The sequence below is a fragment of the Thalassolituus sp. genome, from assembly GCF_034111725.1.
GTDB lineage: Bacteria > Pseudomonadota > Gammaproteobacteria > Pseudomonadales > Oceanobacteraceae > Thalassolituus.
Genome location: NZ_JAWUWR010000045.1, coordinates 1 through 20,919, shown reverse-complemented (window position 1 = coordinate 20,919; position 20,919 = coordinate 1). Strand labels below are relative to the sequence as shown.

At 45.5% G+C, this 20,919-nt stretch carries 14 protein-coding genes; 9 read left to right on the top strand and 5 right to left on the bottom strand.

From position 1 onward, the window contains the following. Positions 1-5: 5 nt before the first annotated feature. Positions 6-1,373, bottom strand: a complete 1,368-nt coding sequence (purB, locus tag UXZ23_RS06935) for an adenylosuccinate lyase (protein WP_320819894.1) — start codon at positions 1,371-1,373, stop codon at positions 6-8. 255 nt (positions 1,374-1,628) lie between these two features. Between purB and UXZ23_RS06930 the strand changes: the two genes are divergently transcribed. Continuing rightward, complete coding sequence (locus UXZ23_RS06930) at positions 1,629-2,192, top strand: DedA family protein (protein WP_320819893.1); 564 nt, start codon at positions 1,629-1,631, stop codon at positions 2,190-2,192. A gap of 88 nt (positions 2,193-2,280) precedes the next feature. Here UXZ23_RS06930 and UXZ23_RS06925 read toward each other — a convergent pair whose 3' ends face one another. Continuing rightward, positions 2,281-3,117, bottom strand: coding sequence for a 6-carboxytetrahydropterin synthase (locus UXZ23_RS06925; protein ID WP_320819892.1), 837 nt, complete (start codon positions 3,115-3,117; stop codon positions 2,281-2,283). Between the two features lie 180 nt (positions 3,118-3,297). Between UXZ23_RS06925 and UXZ23_RS06920 the strand changes: the two genes are divergently transcribed. After that, the gene (locus tag UXZ23_RS06920; RefSeq protein WP_320819891.1) at positions 3,298-6,246 is read left to right on the top strand and encodes a hypothetical protein; all 2,949 of its coding nucleotides are present in this window, start codon (positions 3,298-3,300) and stop codon (positions 6,244-6,246) included. 82 nt (positions 6,247-6,328) lie between these two features. Here UXZ23_RS06920 and UXZ23_RS06915 read toward each other — a convergent pair whose 3' ends face one another. Then, positions 6,329-6,541, bottom strand: a complete 213-nt coding sequence (locus tag UXZ23_RS06915) for a hypothetical protein (RefSeq protein ID WP_320819890.1) — start codon at positions 6,539-6,541, stop codon at positions 6,329-6,331. A gap of 264 nt (positions 6,542-6,805) precedes the next feature. Here UXZ23_RS06915 and UXZ23_RS06910 point away from each other — a divergent pair, with 264 nt between their 5' ends. The 6 genes from UXZ23_RS06910 (at position 6,806) to dinG (ending at position 17,383) form a co-directional block, all read left to right on the top strand. After that, positions 6,806-8,983, top strand: coding sequence for a malate synthase G (locus UXZ23_RS06910; protein ID WP_320819889.1), 2,178 nt, complete (start codon positions 6,806-6,808; stop codon positions 8,981-8,983). A 146-nt stretch (positions 8,984-9,129) separates the two neighbouring features. Further along, on the top strand, positions 9,130-12,054 hold the full coding sequence (locus UXZ23_RS06905) for a hypothetical protein (protein ID WP_320819888.1): 2,925 nt from the start codon (positions 9,130-9,132) through the stop codon (positions 12,052-12,054). Continuing rightward, positions 12,044-13,075: a hypothetical protein gene (locus UXZ23_RS06900; protein ID WP_320819887.1), complete on the top strand. Its 1,032-nt coding sequence runs from the start codon at positions 12,044-12,046 to the stop codon at positions 13,073-13,075. Before UXZ23_RS06905 ends, UXZ23_RS06900 begins: the two co-directional genes overlap by 11 nt. A gap of 99 nt (positions 13,076-13,174) precedes the next feature. Then, positions 13,175-14,623: an ExeA family protein gene (locus UXZ23_RS06895; RefSeq protein ID WP_320819886.1), complete on the top strand. Its 1,449-nt coding sequence runs from the start codon at positions 13,175-13,177 to the stop codon at positions 14,621-14,623. Between the two features lie 2 nt (positions 14,624-14,625). After that, the gene (locus UXZ23_RS06890; protein ID WP_320819885.1) at positions 14,626-15,300 is read left to right on the top strand and encodes a general secretion pathway protein GspB; all 675 of its coding nucleotides are present in this window, start codon (positions 14,626-14,628) and stop codon (positions 15,298-15,300) included. Further along, positions 15,290-17,383: an ATP-dependent DNA helicase DinG gene (dinG, locus tag UXZ23_RS06885; RefSeq protein WP_320819884.1), complete on the top strand. Its 2,094-nt coding sequence runs from the start codon at positions 15,290-15,292 to the stop codon at positions 17,381-17,383. The genes UXZ23_RS06890 and dinG overlap by 11 nt, the downstream gene beginning before the upstream one ends. 68 nt (positions 17,384-17,451) lie before the next feature. Here dinG and UXZ23_RS06880 read toward each other — a convergent pair whose 3' ends face one another. After that, positions 17,452-18,717, bottom strand: coding sequence for an alpha/beta hydrolase (locus UXZ23_RS06880; RefSeq protein ID WP_320819883.1), 1,266 nt, complete (start codon positions 18,715-18,717; stop codon positions 17,452-17,454). 185 nt (positions 18,718-18,902) lie between these two features. After that, positions 18,903-19,517, bottom strand: a complete 615-nt coding sequence (locus tag UXZ23_RS06875) for a hypothetical protein (RefSeq protein ID WP_320819882.1) — start codon at positions 19,515-19,517, stop codon at positions 18,903-18,905. A gap of 222 nt (positions 19,518-19,739) precedes the next feature. On the opposite strand from UXZ23_RS06875, the gene UXZ23_RS06870 reads away from it, so the two are divergent. After that, the coding region (locus UXZ23_RS06870; RefSeq protein WP_320819881.1) for a lipoprotein-releasing ABC transporter permease subunit at positions 19,740-20,919 on the top strand (1,180 nt) is incomplete at its 3' end.

The window sequence follows — 20,919 nt, the reverse complement described above, 5'->3', positions numbered from 1 at the left end:
ACTGGTTAGACTGCCTTAGCCTGTGCCGCGGCATTACCAACGTAACTTGCTGGCGTCATGGCATTCAGCTCGTCTTTTGCCGACTGTGGTAACTCTAGGGTTTCAATGAACTCGATCATAGCGTCACGCGTAATCGCTTTGCCACGAGTAAAGGCTTTTAGTTTTTCGTATGGCTGTTCAATGCCATAACGACGCATAACGGTTTGAACTGGCTCGGCCAATACTTCCCACGCCTTATCAAGATCTTCCGCTAAACGCGCAGCGTTGACTTCTAGCTTGCTGATACCTTTAAGGCTGGCTTGGAACGCTAATAGGCTATAACCAATACCAACACCCATGTTACGCAGAACCGTTGAGTCGGTAAGGTCACGCTGCCAGCGAGATACAGGTAGTTTGGTCGCCATGTGAGCGAATACAGCATTTGCTAAGCCAAGGTTGCCTTCAGAGTTTTCGAAGTCAATTGGGTTAACTTTATGCGGCATTGTAGAAGAACCAACTTCGCCAGCAATCGTGCGCTGTTTGAAGTAACCAAATGAGATGTAACTCCAGATGTCGCGGTCGAAATCGAGCAGAATGGTGTTGAAGCGTGCCATCGCATCAAATAACTCAGCGATATAATCGTGCGGTTCAATTTGCGTAGTGTATGGGTTAAAGGTTAAGCCCAATGAGGACACAAATACTTGCGCGTTATCAGCCCAGTCAATACTTGGGTAGGCTGAAAGGTGAGCATTGTAGTTACCGACAGCACCATTGATTTTGCCAAGGATTTCGACATTCTCGACCTGACGGATTTGACGTTCTAAACGAGCAACGACGTTCGCCATCTCTTTACCTAATGTCGTTGGCGACGCTGTTTGACCGTGCGTACGGGATAGCATCGGCAATTCAGCGTTGTCGTGAGCCAGCTTACGAATAGCTTCAGCGACTTCTTTCATCATAGGAACGACAACATCATCGCGACCCGCTTTGAGCATTAGGCCATGAGACAGGTTATTGATGTCTTCTGAAGTACAAGCAAAATGCACGAATTCAGTAACAGCCTGAAGCTCGTCGTTGCCTTCAAATTTTTCTTTAATAAAATATTCAACCGCCTTTACATCGTGGTTGGTGGTTGCTTCGATCTTCTTAATACGTAGAGCGTCTTCTTCACTGAACTCGCTGACGATGGCATTAAGTTGTGCATTGGTCGCAGCTGAAAACGCCGGGACTTCGGCAATGTCTTGATGATCGGCTAAACGTTGCAACCAGCGGATCTCAACTTCAACACGGGCACGAATGAGGCCGAATTCAGAGAAAATAGCGCGCAGCGGTATAGTTTTGCTGCCATAACGGCCATCTAGTGGAGATATTGCGGTTAATGCAGACAGTTCCATGGATACTCTCGACGGGATCAAATGGTGAATTAGGAAGGCGCAGGATTTTACCGGATTTTTTCTATTTTCTCAGCCCCGAATCGCAAATTTCCTTGTTGAAATTCTGTCAAATTCAAGTGATCAACTGATATTGACAATAATTTGCCTAGGCAAACAAGGCACTTTTGTTACAATCGCCGGTCAAAATTTCAGATTGTCCGCCATATTCCTATTGTTGCGGATAATTCTATACAGGAAGCACACAGGTAACATTCTATGCTGGATAGTTTGTTGGGTTACTCCGATAGCCCGTATTGGTTGGTCCTTGTCATTATTGTATCGACGTTCGCCTTGGAAGATTTGGCGATTATTGGTGCAGCGTTGTTGGCGGCAAGTGGTCGCGTAGCACCTGAATTAGCTTTTGCTTCTGTTTGTGCTGGTATGTTTATTGGCGATACCGCTCTTTATCTTTTCGGACGACTGGCTCATTCATGGCCTTGGTTGTCGCGTCACCTGCAGAGCCCCATGATTCAGCGTCAAATTCAGCCTTTGCAACAAACGCCTTGGCATCAATTGGCGCTGATTCGGTGCATGCCTGGATTGAGAACCTTCGGTTACATTGCTTGCGGTATTGCACGTGTTCCTTTATTACCATTCTCATTCGCTAATGCCTTGTCGATTGTCGCTTGGGCTGCAGCACTGTTCTTTGTTGCTTTCTTCCTTGGCCAGCAGTTTGCTGATTCGATGCATGAATGGTTGTTGTGGCTAGTACCAGTTGCCCTGATTGTTTTCTTTTGGGGGCAGTGGCGTTTAAGACAAAATATGGAAGGTGCGGTGTAGTATTTTGCCTTAGATCCATAAAAGCATGCATAAAAAAAGCATTCCTCTGAATGCTTTTTTTATGCATGCAATGCGACGTTTGGGCTGGTTAGAGCGCTACCATTGCGCCCTTGTTAACACCTTCGAATGCTCTTACGCAGATTTCGACATTTGGATGCTCGCGTTTTATTTCTTGTGCTAAATGCGCAGCAATGAGTTCGACAGTCGTATCTGTATCCATTAGATAACAGCAATCTTTAGGTAGGCTTAGGGTAAATTCACCTTGTTGGGCATGGTAGTGGAAGTGCAGATGTTCTTCCGTTTGCTTCGATAAATCTTCAACCGTTCCAAGATAGATGTCTTCCCAAGTACTGGCCCACTGTTGCTCTAGGCTTGGGCTGCGTTCACCATCGATGAATATCTCAATGCGAGACCGGTGACCATGTGCAATTCGTTGACAGTTACCATCGTGCTTTTTAAGGCCATGACTGTAGTGGTAGTTAGCGCCATGGATGTCTTCGCTCTCAAAGGTGAGTGATAACTGGGCAATGCTACCGGGAAACGAAGACGATAACTGAGTGATCGACCACTCGGAGACGGTTAGGTCATTGATTACTTCCGCATCCACTAAGGCGACGGCTTGGCGTGGGGCTGTCATGGTTAAGTGCTGACCATGACCGAAGTGCCAAGTTAGGGTGATCTTGTCGTCATGCACGCAGTGCTGCAAAGCAGAGGAGCGAATCGGTATAAGAAGACGATGATCTAGCTCTAAATCTAGCCAGTTCCGTAAGGTCTTTTTAACGATTCCAAAATCGCAAACCATTCCTTGTTCATCGAGTGCTCCCTCCAAAACAGCAGAAGCCCACCAAGTTTCTCCGACGAGACCTCGGTGTGGATCAAGATAGCTAAAATCGACGTTGGTCAATTGGTCTACGAATAAATGCATACAGCCCCCTTCAGGTGTCGCGGCATTTTATCGGATTATTGGTCGCGGGGAACCTTTTGCTTGCAAATCATTACTTAGTCTTTTGTTGTTCGGGCTAGTGGTCGGCTTAAAGCCTGCTATGATAGCGGCATTTGTTGGCCGTCAGACCCCCGTTGGCAGGCCGTCGTTAAGGATGTGTGTGTGTTGAAATTACGAGTATTAGGCAGTGCGTTGTTGATTCCCGCTTTATTGGCAGGATGCAGTGATAATGGCAGTTCTAGAAGTAGCAGTTTTATTAATGTCTATGTTCAGGCCGGACAGGAAGACTTTTCTGATGCCTTGATCCGTTATGTTGCGGTTACTGAAGCAGGGACTTTGGCGGAAAATAGCGACAAGCAGTTGGTGTCGACCACTTACACCTCCAACAGCGAAGCGGAAGCGACCGTCGCTATCTTGGCTGAAGAGTTATCATACTTCGACATTATCGGCCGTGTTGCCGATGCCGATGCCGATGTCACTGCAACGTCTCAGAAGTGTCAATTGGCCGCAGGTTGTACTTATGCCTCTACGACTGTTTCTTTTGGTGAAATGTATAGCCCTGTGACGACCCCTGGGTGGCGCGTTGTCGCTTACGCTTTGGCTGAGAAAGAGCGCGTGCGCGTTACACCGCTAACCGATTTGGCTGCTCAGTTAGCGTTTGCGAAAGTATATAGCGAAGCTAGCTCAGATAGCCAAGACGGAGGTTGGTTAGATACTGGTTACTACTCTGCGTATTCAGTGGAACAGTCGGTATCTCAAATCTCCCGTTTATTTGGAATTACCAATATCCAGACCGCTGAGCCGGCTGATTTAACCCAACTTAATGATTGGCGCAAAGCCAATTCCGCTGATGCAATCAATAGTATTCGCTACGGGGCACTATTGGCTGCTTGGCAATCTTTAGAATTAAGTTACACGCCAACGTCCGATTTACCTACTTATGCAAGTGCTGTGGGCACCGATTTAGTCGCTAACGATGGACAATTGTTTGAGATGGGTGGAAGCCAAACACTGAGTCTTGATGATTTGTATACCTTAGCCAAAGATAACTTAGCTGCAATCACTGTCAGTAATGCCACCGTACAGGGTTTTGTTGATTCAGTGATCAGTGGTTTTGAAGCTGATCAAGCAGGATTTTCAGCGGACACATTAACGGCGGTGACACCAGATACGCTCGCTAATCTTTTTGGCACTAACTATAGCGATTTCACTATTGGTTTACAGCGCACTAAGGCCTTTGTCGATATCTTGCGGGATTATCAAGAGATCTTTTTTGAGAGCGGTTACAAGGCAGAAATTGACAGCTATACCGATCAGCTAAAAGCAATTGGCGAAGCTCATGCCGATGATCTCGACGCAATTGTGTTGGCTTTCCGTCAAACACAAGAACTCTACGTTGATTGTTATTTGAATGGCGCCTGTCCTACGCTCGATTCAGGTTGGACTTGGTTGACGGATGCTAGCTATAACGCAGCAACGGCAACGTTAACTCTGAACGGCGGGGCGATTACGGTGAACTACATAGTGGCTGACGTGAATCTCACGGATGCTGATACAGCGCCAATTAGCTCAAATGCGATTGATATATTGATCCGAGGCACATATACCGAAGGTGATTTACACTTCATCGTTGATAATACTTACGCTAATGACGATCCAAATGACGACATATTGTCTAGCTCAGGCGTACGTATTTACTATACGGCAGCCGTTTCGGCACCCGCTGATAGTGCCTCGAACCCTATCTTAGGGTATGAGATTCGTTGGTCTGATTTTAGTCTTTATGATGCCGCTACAATTTCGACAGACTCGGAGAACGAAGTAACGGGTTCGTTCCGTTTGTTCTATCGCGGTGTTGCTGATCCTGAGACCTCTGGGTCTATGCACTACAACATCGATACCGTTGTTCTTAATGGCCGCATTTCGGACGTTGTTGGTGATGAAGGTAATGATGATCAAAATATCACCACCGTGTTTATCTCGGCTAGTAGTGCCAATGCAGAGTCCTATTATGGAAAGTCTGAGTTCGCATCTTTCAATGGTTTCTTTAATCCAACAGCTTCGACTACTTATGTGAAAGGGCAAGTCGAAACGGCCGTGGCATCCTACAAGTTAGGCAATGAAGTATTGAATGGTAACAGTGTTGAATATCTTGATTACTATGTGCCGTCGGCAGAATCTTATCGCTATCGTTTTTATCCAACCGTTTATCGCGCCGATACGAGCGACATTGATAAAGATGGTGACTTCGAAGAACGGATTCCAACCCATTATCTTGAGCAGTGTTTGCTAGAGAATAACGGTTCTGCGTGGAGTGTCGTAAGTTGCGAGCCTCGTCAGCGCCTGAATGCTGAGCGTGATGTGCAGCAAGCCATTAATGATCTTTGGGAGATTGGTGTGTTTGCTCGTCTGGATGTTCCTGGGCGCGGTGCATACTTTATTGAATGGCCCGTAAATGCTCCAGATGAAAATGGTTGTTTGGCCTTGGCGGATTTGTCGACGGATGAAGTTTCCTTCAATGGCGAGCTTTATGATCCTGAAGTACTTGGTTTGACGACAGCGCGATTTACTAGCGAAGTCGTCCTTGAGTATGACGGACGCACGTCGACGACCGAGCCGAGAAGTTTGCTTGATGTATTAATTACTGCTCCCACAGCCGATTCAATTGATGTAACGGCAGCGTTATCTCATGATTATTCCTCATTAACATTAAGTGATGTCTATCTTGGTGCAGGGTCGCGATTAGATCGTCTCTTGGTTAACTACAATACCCAATCAGTATTTGGAGAGAATGGCAGCGTTGCCATATATAAAGATGGTGTATCACTCACGTTAGATGATGGCTCTACAAGTAGTGTCGATAGTGAGCTTACTGCTTATGCCAACTTAGATTACCAGTTAGGTTCTGAGCCTTATCGTTATGTTCTGGATAAAGATGGCAATTATGATCGCTGTGTTACTTCAAACGTGGCTGAGTACGGAGTGACTCGCAACATAGACGATGCGACTTTCCATCTTAATTTCCGCGACGTCGTGTACGGTCGTATTGCCAAGGAAAGTGGTGTTTGGATTATTCGCTACATCGATGGGACATGGGAAACACTGTTGTGATGTGCTGTTAGTTTTGTCAAATCAAAAGGGCTGCTATCGAACGATAGCGGCCCTTTTTTTGTCTTGCGGTTAGTGTCTATGCCTACAAGGAACCGTACGAGATAGGACTGTGAATACGCACTTGAGTATTCGGTCGCTGACCTTGTAGTGAATGGGCTGGTGCGCTTTTGTCGCCACTTAAGCCACTTTCAATCTGGTTGATATGACCGCCTCTTTCTAGAAAGGCTTCGATATCTTGTTGTAGTTGAGTGCGACGATCTTCTAACTGCGCTTGGGGGTGCTTTTTAGATGCCATGTGCAATCTCCACGATTGATTGAATCTTAGTTGTATCATATTTGAATTGGTCTTGTACATGTTTTGTATAGGTATGCCTATTCTCTGGAAAGCCAGGAAGCCCATCGTAGAAAAATCGAGGAGAATGGCCGCCTTGAGCCATTAGCAGTCCGGAATGACTTGCGTTATACTCCGCAGCCTTAAAATTTCACGTTATTCACCGATGTGTGAGTGACATTGGTCTGTGGTTCGGGAGATTCCGAGCCCCTTGATTGAGGCGAAACAATGACTGATTACGTTCAGAAGGGTGGCATTCAAGTCGCTCGTGAGCTTTACGATTTCGTAAACGACAAGGCAATTCCTGGGACGGGTATCGACGCAGAGAAATTCTGGTCAGAATTTGATGTGCTCGTTAACGAATTAGCACCAAAAAACAAAGCTTTGCTTGCCAAGCGCGATGATCTTCAAGCTAAGATCGACGCTTATCACACAGAACGTAAAGGTCAGCCGCACAACCATGCTGAATACAAAGCGTTCTTGCAAGAAATTGGTTATCTTCTACCTGAAGGTCCAGCATTTGAAGCTGAAACTGCCAGTGTAGAGCCTGAGATCGGTCAAATGGCTGGTCCTCAATTGGTTGTGCCTGTTATGAATGCGCGTTTTGCACTGAACGCTGCCAATGCGCGTTGGGGCTCTCTATACGATGCATTGTACGGCACGAACGTTATTTCTGAAGAAAACGGTGCAGAGAAAGGTAAAGGCTACAACAAAGTACGTGGTGATAAAGTTATCGCTTATGCTCGTGGCTTCTTAAATGATGCTGCTCCGTTGGCGTCAGGCGATCACGTTGGTAGCACTAAATACGCAATTGAAGCAGGCAAGCTAGTGGTTACATTAGCCGACGGCTCAACGACTGGCTTGAAAGATGCGTCTCAGCTGGTTGGTTTTAACGGCGATATGGCTGCTCCTACGTCAATTCTATTGAAGAACAATGGCCTGCATTTTGAAATCCAAGTAGACGCTTCGACTCCTGTTGGTTCTACCGATACTGCCGGTGTTAAAGACGTACTGATGGAAGCGGCTTTGACTACCACCATGGATTGCGAAGACTCAGTTGCTGCGGTAGATGCGGCAGATAAAGTTGTTACTTACGGCAACTGGCTGGGCTTAATGAAAGGTGATTTGGCAGAAGAAGTTTCTAAAGGCGGCCAGACTTTCACTCGTACAATGAACCCTGATCGCGAGTACCTCGGCTTGAGCGGCGAAACCGTTAAGCTGAAAGGTCGTTCGATGCTGTTCATCCGTAATGTTGGTCACTTGATGACTAACCCTGCCATTTTGATTGCTGACGGTAGCGAAATTCCAGAAGGTATTATGGATGGCATGATCACTACTTTGATCGCTATTCACGATTTGAAAGGCAATGCGCCATTCCAGAACTCAACTGCGGGTTCTGTAAATATTGTTAAGCCAAAAATGCACGGTCCTGAAGAAGTTGCATTTGCTAACGAGTTGTTTGGCCGTATCGAAGACGCACTTGGCTTGCCACGCTTCACTATGAAAGTAGGCATTATGGATGAAGAGCGTCGCACCACGGTTAACTTGAAAGAGTGTATCCGCGCCGCCAAAGACCGCGTAGTGTTCATTAACACTGGTTTCTTGGATCGTACTGGTGACGAAATCCATACGTCAATGTTGGCAGGTCCTTTTGTACCTAAGACCACTATGAAGCAGCAGACTTGGATTAATGCTTACGAAAACTGGAACGTTGACACAGGTTTAGAAACTGGCCTGCAAGGTCGTTCGCAGATCGGTAAAGGCATGTGGCCAATTCCAGATGAAATGGGCCAAATGATGGAACAGAAGATTGTTCATCCTAAGGCGGGTGCTAACACTGCTTGGGTTCCATCACCAACGGCAGCTACTTTGCACGCTATGCACTATCACTTGGTTGATGTGTTTGCCGTTCAAAATGAATTGAAGAGCCGTGAGCACGCTTCTGTCGATGACATTCTCACTATCCCATTGATGACGGCTGAACAAGCCTCTGCATTGACTGCTGAACAGGTTCAGAAAGAAATCGACAACAACTGCCAAGGTATCTTAGGTTATGTTGTTCGCTGGGTTGATGCAGGTGTTGGTTGCTCAAAAGTACCTGATATCAACAACGTAGGCTTGATGGAAGACCGTGCGACACTGCGTATCTCTTCTCAGCACATCGCTAACTGGTTAGAGCATGGTATCTGTACTCGTGCGCAAGTTGAAGATGGCTTAAAGCGTATGGCTGTTGTGGTTGATGGTCAGAATGCTAATGATCCAGCTTATATTGCAATGGCGCCTGGTTTCGATGGTATTGCCTTCCAAGCTGCGTCAGATTTGATATTTAAAGGCAAAGAGCAACCTAGCGGTTACACTGAGCCATTGCTACATGCATACCGTCTAAAGTTCAAAGCTGCGCAGTAATTTGCAAGGCTCTTGACCTTCTTAGACAAAAACCCGGCAACTGCCGGGTTTTTTTATGTAAAATCGTCGTAAACAGAACACTATTCGCTATTCTGTGTCATAGGCATAGTTACAATGAACTCAGTCATAATGAGTAAAAGAATAATATGAAATCAATCTCACGTTTTACCTTGTTGGCCCTAGCCGCCGCTCTCGTCGCCTCATGCAGTGGTAATTCCAGTTCAACGAAAGGCGGTACTGTTGACGACAACACATTTCTAACTGGTTATGTCGGCGCTAGTGATATTAGCTTATCGAAGGTGCATGCTGTGCCTCTGGATTACGATGGGCAGCCGGAGACCGATGTAGATGCCAACGGAAACGTCAGCTTCAAGGGGCAAGTAACGACCAGCTCGCTTACCACTGGGTTTTATCAAGTCAATTTGGCAACCTCTTATGTCGGTGCGCCGCTTATTTTGATTGCTGAAAACAAAGATGGACGAACTACTTACAAATGTGAGTTGGTTGATGGTTGCGGTTCTGTAGCCTACAAGGGTGATGTGCCATTGGATACGGATTTTCAAATTCGTGCGGCGGTAGGTGAGTCACTTGAAGCTATGCGGGTGAACATCAATTGGATTACCGATTTGGCTAGCTCGCTTGCAACGACTGTTTATATTGATGCCAATGGCGATAACACTACCGATACCGAGAAGACGGGTTTCTATTCTGAATACTCTATTGAGTTAGCGAATTTACACGTATCTGAATTATTTGGTATCAGCGATATTATTTCGTCGACTCCTATTTCACCGGCCAGTCTGGCCTTGGATACATCTCTAGCAAGTTCAATGCTGGAAGAAGGAATAATGTATGGTGCTTATGTGGCAGCCGTGCAAAAGCTTGCTGTTGACCGTGATGTTGATTACTACGCCGCCGTAAATTTAGTACTTGAAGAGTTCCTGCTGAATCAAGGTCAGATTTTCCAGAAAAATACTGCAAGCGGTGAAGTATCACTGTACGAGTTAACAGAAGCCGCTGCGGATATACTTGACGCCAACATTGCTTATCTTGAATCCGTAAACACGATTGTTCCTGCGGAAGCAGATCGTGCAAGTACCTTGTTGCGTAATCGTGCTGCTAGCTTTATTGATGGTGAATTAACTGCTGTCCAAATTGATGTGCCTGAGTCGCTCGCCTCTTGGCAAACCAACTTGGAGAAATCTAAAACATTTATCACTGATCTAAATAAGCGTTTTTTGAATTTTAAGGGTGATAATCCGAATGAGGTTAGTTTTATTGATGGTGGTTATGCCGATTCTTTAGAGCTTTATTACGAGGGGTACACCGATGTCTATAATGCAATTTCACCGCAATTAGATACTGTGTTGCGAGATGTTCGCGACGGTATTGATTACTATCTCGAATGCCTGAATAGCTCAACTGTTTGTGCGAGTTCAACGACGACTAGTGGCCGTACTTTGGTATATTCAGCGAGTGATAAAACGGTGTCTATAAGCGGTACATTGACTTTATCTTATGAATCCATAGATACCGGTAGTATTGTTGAAAATTCGGTTACTACTTATTTGGCGTTTGACATTTATACCGAAGGTTTTCTGGCATTAAATGCGACCGCGTCCACTAATGCTACTAACGTAACGTTCGATACATCAACGAACTCGATCGATGTGGAAGAGCGTCCGCATTTCCGTTTAATTTATAATAGCCATTATGAAGTGCCCCCAGCATTTTCTACTGATGAGGCAGGCGGTATTGACGTCGCATGGCCTTCAGTTAAATTAGATGTTGAAATTAATGATGAGGCTCATGAAGTAGAAGTTCTATTCGAAACCAGCCTGTTTGGAGTGGCGGATCCTTATGACGATACAGTCGAAATTCATTATAACCCTACAGCTGTCGTATTTTGGTTGCGATCCAGTGGCGAAAATTTAGGTAATATTACGAGTAGCACTGGTGGGACTGCCGCTTTACAAAATTACACAAGCCTTATTATGGAAGCGTCCACAGTGAACGGAAACGTTTATTATTCTGATTCTAAGTGGCCGCAGTTCAGTAATTTTTTCATTAATCGTCCGGCAAGTGAATTAGTAGAAAATGTCCCGGATTTAGCCACTTTTTATCGTTCAACTGAGCAAGTTGTTATAAATGAAGGCGATACTACTTCTACGTCTGACGATACCATTGAAACAGCGGAGTATATCGATATCGAAATCAAGGGCGGTAGTATTGGGCGCTATAGAATATTCCCATACAACGCCAATCTAGATACCAGTAATCTCCAGATTTGTACCATGTCTGATACCGTTGACATCACTGCTCGCGAAGAACTTGCATGCGGTTCTTTTACTAAAATCGGAGGCATTACTAGCCTTGATGATTTCTTGCAGTTGCAGTTTGAGGGGGGAGTTCTTGATTATCATGAAGTAGCTGCTCAAGGTGGTTACAAAATTACGCTCCCTACAGACAGTAATGGCTTGCTTGTTCCTTTTGAAGAAGGAACTGAGGCCGCTTTTGATGGGGTACTAGAAGATACCTACCAACTCGGTATTGGGGCTCTGTATCTAACGGCGACTGCGAATTACGTCACTGACGTAGGAAATCGGGTTCTGACACCTACTATTTTTGATTCTTCATTAATTCGCAAAGTAAAAAATTACTTTGAAGTAACCACCGTGTTTGGCTACGACTACGAGTATATTTTATCGAATATACCTACGGGCACTAACTCTCAGAGCTTTAATATATCTTATCTCGTTGAATATTCTGAAACGTCGAATGTGAATATTGAGGTTGGCTCACTTGTTGTTCTTCGTAGCGGGGTAACATTATTTGGTGCATCGGAGTCGATCGGGTTACTTTCAACATCACGTGTTGAATACGGCGACGGAGTTACTAATACAGCCTGCGGCGCCTATAATCGTGATGAATTAGTTTCTGGTGATGATTGCGAAGCGGTTGCCTATTTGCGCTATCGCGGTTCCCTGATGGCAACCATTCGTGAAGAGCGTCCTAGCGTTTATATCGTTCGTTACGTTGATGGCACTTGGGTCATGCTTGGTGAGAGTTAATATCAGTTTAGGTTTGCTGCTATGTGGTGCAAGTTGCATAGCGAATGCCGATGGTCGCTTTTACAGCTACCTGGATATAGTGGCGAGCTCAGAGCCTGTGCCTATTGGCGATATGATCGACGGTTGGGATAGCTCGTTCCAGAAAGGCGATTATGCCTATGCAAATGCATCGGCTGTTATGGGTTTTGAAATTAATAGTTGGATATTAGAGCGAGAAACGCGCCGGTATTACTATTTAACTTTCAGCCCAGATACAGCTGCTTGGTATCGCGATTTAGATCAGGGTAACGAGCGCACAACACAAGATCAAATTGAGCTAAGCGCCAAAGTTCTAGACGCTCAGGGATTAAGGTTTGGGTATCGCTTTGAGGGTGAATACTGGCAGATAACACCGAAGTTGGCCGTATATACAGTTGGCCATTTTCAGTTTGGCCAGTTAAACGGTGTGTCCTTTGACGGTACAGGTCGCAATGTTTCAGTCGAGCTCAACTCATACTTTGATGAAGACAAGATTCTAGATTTTAAAGCTGATGTGCTAGAAGGACAGGGCTTAACTTTGTCTATTGCCGGTGATTGGCAAATTAGTGATCAGTGGTCACTCAACTATGAATTGAATGATCTATTTAATCGTTGGACCTTCGAGGATGCAGCCTTTAATAAAGGATGTGTCAACCTAGGTAGTGTTGATGAAACAGTTTGCTCTAGCACCAGCTCGGCGTCTGGACGCTCTGGCCAAGAGAAATTGATCGAGACAATTCCAGTGAATAGCAAAGCACGGCTTACTTATCAGCCCTTAGGATTGTCGGTTGCTGGCACTATGCATGGTCGCTATGAGCGTTTGAGTCTAGCCAAATTTTGGTTGTTTGATGATATTGACCTAGGCATTTCGCTACACAGTACCAATCAATTCGGTCTGCATGTCCATAATCGATACTTCCAGTTAGATGTGGTTTCTGATGATCGCCGCATTCATTATGCTCGCGATGCTGAAGTAACCCTCGGCATTAGCCTGCCTTGGTAGTGTCGTAGTCTAATTCTTGTACACGGCGCATTGGTAACGCCTGCGATTTTATCCAAAATCCGCTATCATGCGCCTTCAAAATATTTCCACGGATACGGCATGTACCTCGAGTACTTTGGTTTTCAACGGCTTCCTTTTACGATCGCTCCCGATCCTGAATTCTTGTTTCCGTCACAGGGGCATCAGGAAGCTTTGGCGCATCTCAGTTATGCCCATACAGGGCATGGTGGTTTAATTTGTTTAACGGGTGAAGTTGGTGCTGGTAAGACGACATTGTGCCGCGCTTTCATGCAACATTTACCACAACATACCCATCTGGCTTACATTTTTAATCCACAATTATCACCACTTGAATTACTTCAAAGTCTATGTGACGAATTGGCGGTTGAGTACACCGAAGATGCGACCCTGAAATCTTTGTATGCTGTTCTCAACGAAGCTTTGCTGCGGTGCTACGCCAAGGGGCATCGTGTTATTTGCGTTATTGATGAAGCCCAGTGCATGCCAGCTTCTTTATTGGAGCAAGTGCGGCTGCTGACTAATCTAGAAACAGACAAAGAAAAGTTACTAACATTGATTTTAGTAGGACAGCCTGAGTTACGTGATATTTTACAGCGACATGATTTGCGCCAATTAAATCAGCGAATTACTGCACGTTATCATTTGAATTTATTATCTTTGGCTGAATGTCGGGCGTATTTAGATCACAGAGTGCAATGTGCACGGCGTGCAATTGAACCAGAGTCAGTTTCTCTGTTCGATGCCGCTGCGGTAAAGGTTATTTGGCAGGCCAGCCGGGGTGTCCCGCGCTTAATCAACAGCTTGGCAGATAGAGGTTTGCTTGGAGCCTATGCGTCTAGCAAACCAATGGTTACCCGCTCTATTGCGAATCAGGCGGTGCATGAAGTGCTCGGTGAGCCACAAATAAATACGGTGGTAGCTCACCCATCGCGATTTAAGACCGTATTCGTTACTTTGCTGATCCTTTTAGGTTTAGTGGGTCTTGCAGCTGGCATTCATAGCCAGCGAAATACTATTAATAAGGCGATTGCTGGGCTTAATCTAACCAGCGACCCTATCAAGATGCTGGCTCAGACTCAAGGTATCGGTGCTGAGACTTGTGCTGCGATGCCGGTACTCGGCTACGAGTGCTTATGGGCTGATTGGAGCTTACTCGAGTTACGATCGTTGCAGCAGCCTACGGCGGTTCGTAGTCTTAGTCGTGGTTGGATATTACTTGATACTAGCGTAACCGATTATACCGGTGAGGCCCTTATACTGTGGCGTCGCTTGGATGGATATGGCGGCTTGGTTCGTCCAGGACAAAGTTCAGTCGTTGTTAGCTGGGTGCGTCAGCGTTTAGGAATTACTTGGAATCAAGATTGGCAGAGTATCGGGCCTGGTGGTAAGGCCGTGACTATGGATGACAATTATTATGATCCAATATTGGCCGAGGCTGTTGGTAACTTTCAACAGGGTGAAGAATTGAAGCCTGATCGCATCATAGGTCCAAGAACCTTGTTGCATATGCAGCGCGGAGCGCAATAAGCATGTCGTATATATTAGAAGCGCTAAAAAAATCTGAAGCCGAACGCCAGCGAGAAACCGCAGAAAATACCGGCGTCGCTTATGTGCCTATAGTCGCTAGAAATGTATCTTCAGGGCCATCTCTGCCGTGGATGCTGACAGCATTGCTGGCCGGAATTGTATTAGCAATTATTTTATTTTGGTGGGTATTTCCGCGCTACAGTTCTGCGCCAGTTAGCATTAATGAAACCGCTAGCTCCGTGGAATCAAATCCGACATCTATAGCGCCAATTGAGCAGCCGTTGATGGCTCAAAACGAGAAGGCGCTGAGTATCGAAATCTTTACGGAAGTTGAGCTGCCAGCATCGAATGCTGTCATTTTAGCAACGCCAAAAGAGCCAGATACGGTTCGCGTTTCTGGATTAGCAGATAACGTTGTAGATAAACCTCGATCATTACCGCCCATTGAAGTGTTGCAGCGATTACCAACCTTGGAAATCAGCGGTCATCTCTTCAGTTCGATTCCAGCTAATCGCAGTGTCTCCATGAATGGAAGGGATTGGAGTGAAGGTGATTTGATAGTGCGTGGGGTTTATATTAAAGAAATTACGGCGAGCGGTTTACTATTGGATGTCGAAGGCTGGCCTCTGCATATTGGTCGCAGTCGCGGATGGCAGGCATTACCCGATGTTAGGTAAAGAAACCAAAGAGCGCATTCAAGCTCTATATCGCGAGTGCATTGCGGCTTTGGATTTACGTCCAAGATATGGACAGCGAGTAATGATCGCTGAAATTGCTAAATCGTTAGGCAGCATTCATGAAGACGAAAAGGGTGCTCGTGATAATGATGCCGGAATTGCTGTTGTAGAAGCAGGAACCGGCACAGGTAAAACACTGGCCTATTTATTGGCAGCGCTGCCGATCGCAATTGAACGTGAAAAAAAGTTGCTTATTTCCACCGCAACAGTAGCTCTGCAAGAACAAATATTAGATAAAGATTTACCGGCGCTTAAAAAGCACCTGTCGATGCCTTTTAATTTTGCATTGGCGAAAGGGCGCGGGCGTTATTTATGTATTGTTAAGCTGGATAAGGCGCTACAGCATTTGTCTGGTATGTTGGCGACGATTGATTTATTTGAACAAACACCAGAAGAAAAAGATAAAGAACTTTATGAGTCGATGCTCGCGTCTTATGGGCGTGGTGATTGGGATGGCGATAGGGATCGCTGGAAAGACGAAATTGAAAATAGTCAGTGGAGCCATCTAACAGCAACCCATAGGGAATGCTCTAATCGTCGTTGTCCTCATTTTCAAAACTGTGCATTTTACAAAGCGCGCAATGCGATGGATGAGGCAGATGTTATCGTCGCTAACCACGATTTAGTGTTATCTGATTTATCCTTAGGTGGCGGAGCAGTTTTACCGGCGCCAGATAAAACCATTTATGTGTTTGACGAAGGCCATCACTTAGCGGATAAAGCGTTAAATCATTTTCGGTTAGATATGGGGATTCGCTCTCAGCGGCAATGGTTAAAGCAACTTGAAAAGGCGTTAGAACAATTTATTACAGCGGCGGGTATTCCGCATTCTATGATGCACTCGCTGCGCGAAGCGCCCGCACAAATACAAGAATTGAGTCAGAATATAAGTCTAATTTGGCCGTTGGTTATGGATATGATTGGCGATCAAGATAGACTACGTTTCGAGTTTGGTCGCACGCCAGAAACTTTGCGGGGATTATTAACTAACTTAAAAGGGCCGTTACAGCCATTATTGTTATGTTTAGATAAGCTTAACGACGCCCTACAAAAATCACTTGATCCAAAAGAAGAAAGCGAGTTCGGTCGTGATATCGCAGAGTCTTGGCAGGCGCCTATGGGAATGATGTTTGCTCGTGCGGAGCAGATGTCAGAGGCTCTTTCTTGGCTTAGTGCCGAAGAGGCAGAAGGGCAATTACCTATAGCGCGCTGGTTAAGTAAAACTCCATTCGGAGAAGACTGGGATATTGTGATGAGTGCATCCCCAATCGCCGTAGCCGATCAATTACGCAAGAATTTATGGTATCGGTGTTACGGTGCTGTAGTTACTTCGGCAACATTAACTGCATTAAATAGTTTTAATAACTTACGATGGGAATCAGGTTTGCCAGATTGGGCGAATTACCAGCGAGTTGCCAGTCCATTTAATTATCCTGAATTGGGTGAAATACAAGCTGTGCAGTTAAAGTCTGATCCAAAAAGCGAGAAGTTTCAGGATGATGTTCAAGATTGGCTCAAAGAAAATATTAATCTAGAAGTAGGGACCTTAGTGTTGTTTTCTTCGCGATTACAGTTGGAGGCAACACGGGATTATTTTCTTAGAGACTGGTACGACCAGCTGTTATGCCAAGGTTTTTTGCCTAAGGCAGAAATTGTACGCCGCCATAAAGCAAAAATTGATGATGGTAAAGGGAGTATTATTTTCGGCTTAGCCAGCTTTGCTGAAGGTATCGACTTGCCAGGTGATTATGTAACGCATGTCGTTATTGCGAAAATTCCATTTGCTGTACCTAACGATCCAATACAAGCAGCAACGAGTGAGTGGCTAGAAAGCAACGGGCGAAATCCCTTTATGGAATTAACTCTGCCGGCAGCATCAATTCGTTTAATTCAGGCTTGTGGGCGTTTGATTCGTAAAGAGGATGATCGTGGAAGAATTAGCATATTAGATAAGCGTTTGCTGTCACATCGTTACGGTAAATTGCTGTTGGATTCACTGCCTCCTTTTAAACGCATTCCATAAAGATGATTTTTCGTTAGATATAAAAAAACCGCCATCGGCGGTTTTTTTATGCTCATTGACGAGCGGTCTTATGCGAGTTTTTCCGCCACTTCCTCGGCAGGGATCTCGCGCACCATCAGGAGGTGTTCGGTTAGATATTTCAATAATATATCCGCTTGTTTTAGATCACGTTGGATCAACAAACAGCGCAGAGTTTTCTTTTCACGGCCCAATATGCGTACGTGATACTCAGCACCCGTTTCAGGAATCTCTAGATACAGTTGATCGTCAGCTTCTGATAAAGCTAAATCCACATGGATTTGTTCTAGTTCACAACCGCTAAAATTAATGTTTTGGATGCGAACAACATGCTCTTTACCTGTTGAGCGATCAATTAAGCGATAAGGTTGTTCCAGCGGACGGTGACGACCCTGTAGTCGTTGATTGCCGTGATCATAGGCCTGCGGATCATATATTTCGATGCCGTCGATGCCTTTCAAATCATCACCACGCATGAAGCGATGAACCAGCTCCATAGAAGACTCTTTCTGTTCGAATTGCGCTAAGTGATCAGCATTGCGGATGACCGCAAACGTACCGTTGACACATTGGCGTGCCACCGCTGCGTTTTCTTGTGGCAGAGTGAAATTGTCGTATTCACCCGTTGCGATCAATGTTTCGCAAGTAGGGAAAGACTTAAATCCACCGAAACGTAATAAACGACGAGTGTTCTGCGCGTAGCGCTGACGTTCGTTGTAGTCTAAGCGAGCGATCTGGCGGAATAATAGGCGTCGATAAGTGGGTCCAACCGCGGTTTCTTCTAAGCGGTTGTGATTAATCAAATTGCAGACAGCGGTAGTTGCGAAGGCGTTCATATCGCCAGATTCAAGCAAGCCTACCGAATCTTCAAGTAGCGTAATTAAACTCTCGCGACGGAAGCAAGTAATACCCGAAATCAGTAAGCGTTCAATCATATTTGGATAAGCAGCAGCGAACAGGGTAGCCATTGCTGACCCATAACTCACACCCATTAGCTGAACTCGTGCCACACCTTGGGCATTAAGAAAACCCGCAATAAGATCGGCAAAGTCTTCCATATTTAGGTCAGGCGCTAACTGATCGTTGCTACCTTGCGATGGAAAATCAGCCAAAATAACTGGATGAGTGGTAATAATCTGTTCTACTTCATTTCTAAATGAAGTGAAGCTTTGGAATGCACCGCCTAAAAACATAACCGGCGATTTATGCATGTTGCCCGGGCTTGCAAATGCAAGAAACTGGACCTTGTAGCCATCAATCATCTGTACGGATGGAGTGGCTTTTAATTCTGCTGGAGAAAACGTAGAGAACTGCATAACACAATCGACTCTTTTATTCTTATAGTTCACCTACTCTACCCCAGTTATAGACAAATAACCATAGTTGTATGTTTTCTTTACGAATTACTTAGAAAGTTATAACTATTTGATTTTGCTGGTTATTTTTTTGACTTGGCCGTATTTTCCAGACAAATGGCGCCAAAAGTGATGTCTGATTCAGCTTAATTTCTTGGTGTGTTCATCTGGAATGTTATGCCTTCAGGAGTCACATTAACACCAAATTCTCCATTGGGTGTAGTGAAGGATTGAGCAGGTATTCCGTTGGCGTTTGGGATTTGTAATTGGAAACCTTGGGAGCCGGAGTTGGAGCCAATTCCCGATTCTGGATTCAATGTAGTGCCCGTTGGGAACTGCAGTGTGCTGTAATCTATGGGTGATCCCTCTGGTAGTCCTAATACAGCACGCAGGTTATCTTCACGAGCCAGTTCGTTAGGATCCATATTGGGAGTCACGAAGTCGTAGGAGGCTCTGGCATTTAGATCGTTGGCTTGCTGATCGGTAATGGTCAGGTTTTGTTGTTGCTCAATCAGAGCAAACGAATCCATCTCACTATCTAGAGTCTGGCCTTCTGAAAAATCCTCTTCCAGTGGAGATACACGAATAAGTGTGCGCTTCTCGTTAGTTGGTACTGGAGCTTTCTTCCTAACGATCACCGTGGTGTCTTTAATGTACGCCTCCGTCATCTCTTCCGGTGGAATCTCAACAATTTCGGCTTGAACGGCATTAAAGCCGAAACCGGTAATAATAGAGAAGCAAATGGTAGCTGATGTTTTCATGATGAGATCCCCTGGCTAGTTCTTACAATCCTAGTGAAACCAGTCTGAATCACAAGGCGCAATGCGACACAAGTGTGTGGCCATTCGTGCCTATCGTGCAACCATATGCAAGGGTCTTGTAGCTGTTTGTAATTAGATGCTACTAGCTTGGTATCGCGAATCTCCAAATTTTGTTGAACTGCTTGGACCTAAGTGTCGATTATTAGGCTGTAGTCGGGCAATATGGCGTCCTATTTTCGCCACTGTGTAGTCTTTTTTATGGCACGTCTCTCTTCATCTTTAAGTCTGTGGATTGGTCTGCGCTATTTATCCGCAAAGCGCCGCAATCATTTCATTTCATTCATTTCGCTATCTTCCATGATAGGAATGACTTTAGGCGTAGCAGTACTCATCTTAGTGTTATCGGTGATGAATGGCTTCGACCGTGAATTGCGTGAACGTATTTTAGGCATGGTGCCCCATGCTGTGCTCTATGAGCGCGGTGGTGTTGAAGACTGGCAAGTATTGGCCACTCGTATAGAGGGATTTCCCGGCGTCGCAGCGGCTGCGCCGTTGACGCGTCTACAAGGGATGCTGGGTTACGGGGGGCGAGTGCAGGGAGTAATGATCACAGGTATCGATCCCGCGGTTGAGTCCCGTGTTTCAATTCTTCCTGATCACATTACGGATGGCACCCTAGAAAGCCTGCAGCCGGGATCATACGGCGTTGTATTAGGTGAATTACTTGCCCAGCATTTGAATGTAATGGTTGGCGATAAAATCACCTTGATGCTTCCAGAAGCTACGTTGTCGCCCGCGGGGGTTCTGCCACGCATTAAACGCCTAACGGTTACCGGCATATTTTCAGTTGGCGCAGAGTTAGATGCCAGCTTGGCGGTTATCAACCTAGAAGATGCTCGTCGTCTAGGTCGTTTAGATGCCCAAGCCCAAGCCTTACGTATTCGCTTCAATAACTTGTTTGATGCTCCGCAAGGTATCTGGGAAATCGTTAATGAGCTGGATGGTTATTTCAGTGGTAGTGATTGGACGCGTACCCACGGCAATTTATTTCAAGCGATCAAACTAGAGAAAACCATGATTGGTTTATTGTTACTCATCATTGTCGCGGTGGCTGCGTTTAATATTATTTCTACGCTTGTCATGGTAGTAACGGATAAACAAGCTGACATTGCCATTTTGCGCACAATGGGCGCCAAACCCTCAACCATTATGGGAATCTTCATGGTGCAGGGGCTGTTGATTGGCATTGTAGGTGTGGTTCTGGGGACAATACTCGGGATTATTGGTGCGCTTACCATCGCGGATGTCGTTGCTTGGGTGGAGCGCGCGTTTAACTTTCAAATTTTAAGTGCAGAGGTCTACTTCATCTCGTATCTGCCGTCGCAGTTGCAGTGGTTAGATG

Bases quoted from the DNA above. Each gene is read 5' to 3' on its own strand.
- purB (WP_320819894.1), bottom strand. From the start codon at position 1,373: ATGGAACTGTCTGCATTAACCGCAATATCTCCACTAGATGGCCGTTAT.
- UXZ23_RS06930 (WP_320819893.1), top strand. From the start codon at position 1,629: ATGCTGGATAGTTTGTTGGGTTACTCCGATAGCCCGTATTGGTTGGTC.
- UXZ23_RS06925 (WP_320819892.1), bottom strand. From the start codon at position 3,117: ATGCATTTATTCGTAGACCAATTGACCAACGTCGATTTTAGCTATCTT.
- UXZ23_RS06915 (WP_320819890.1), bottom strand. From the start codon at position 6,541: ATGGCATCTAAAAAGCACCCCCAAGCGCAGTTAGAAGATCGTCGCACT.
- UXZ23_RS06910 (WP_320819889.1), top strand. From the start codon at position 6,806: ATGACTGATTACGTTCAGAAGGGTGGCATTCAAGTCGCTCGTGAGCTT.
- UXZ23_RS06905 (WP_320819888.1), top strand. From the start codon at position 9,130: ATGAAATCAATCTCACGTTTTACCTTGTTGGCCCTAGCCGCCGCTCTC.
- UXZ23_RS06895 (WP_320819886.1), top strand. From the start codon at position 13,175: ATGTACCTCGAGTACTTTGGTTTTCAACGGCTTCCTTTTACGATCGCT.
- UXZ23_RS06890 (WP_320819885.1), top strand. From the start codon at position 14,626: ATGTCGTATATATTAGAAGCGCTAAAAAAATCTGAAGCCGAACGCCAG.
- dinG (WP_320819884.1), top strand. From the start codon at position 15,290: ATGTTAGGTAAAGAAACCAAAGAGCGCATTCAAGCTCTATATCGCGAG.
- UXZ23_RS06880 (WP_320819883.1), bottom strand. From the start codon at position 18,717: ATGCAGTTCTCTACGTTTTCTCCAGCAGAATTAAAAGCCACTCCATCC.
- UXZ23_RS06875 (WP_320819882.1), bottom strand. From the start codon at position 19,517: ATGAAAACATCAGCTACCATTTGCTTCTCTATTATTACCGGTTTCGGC.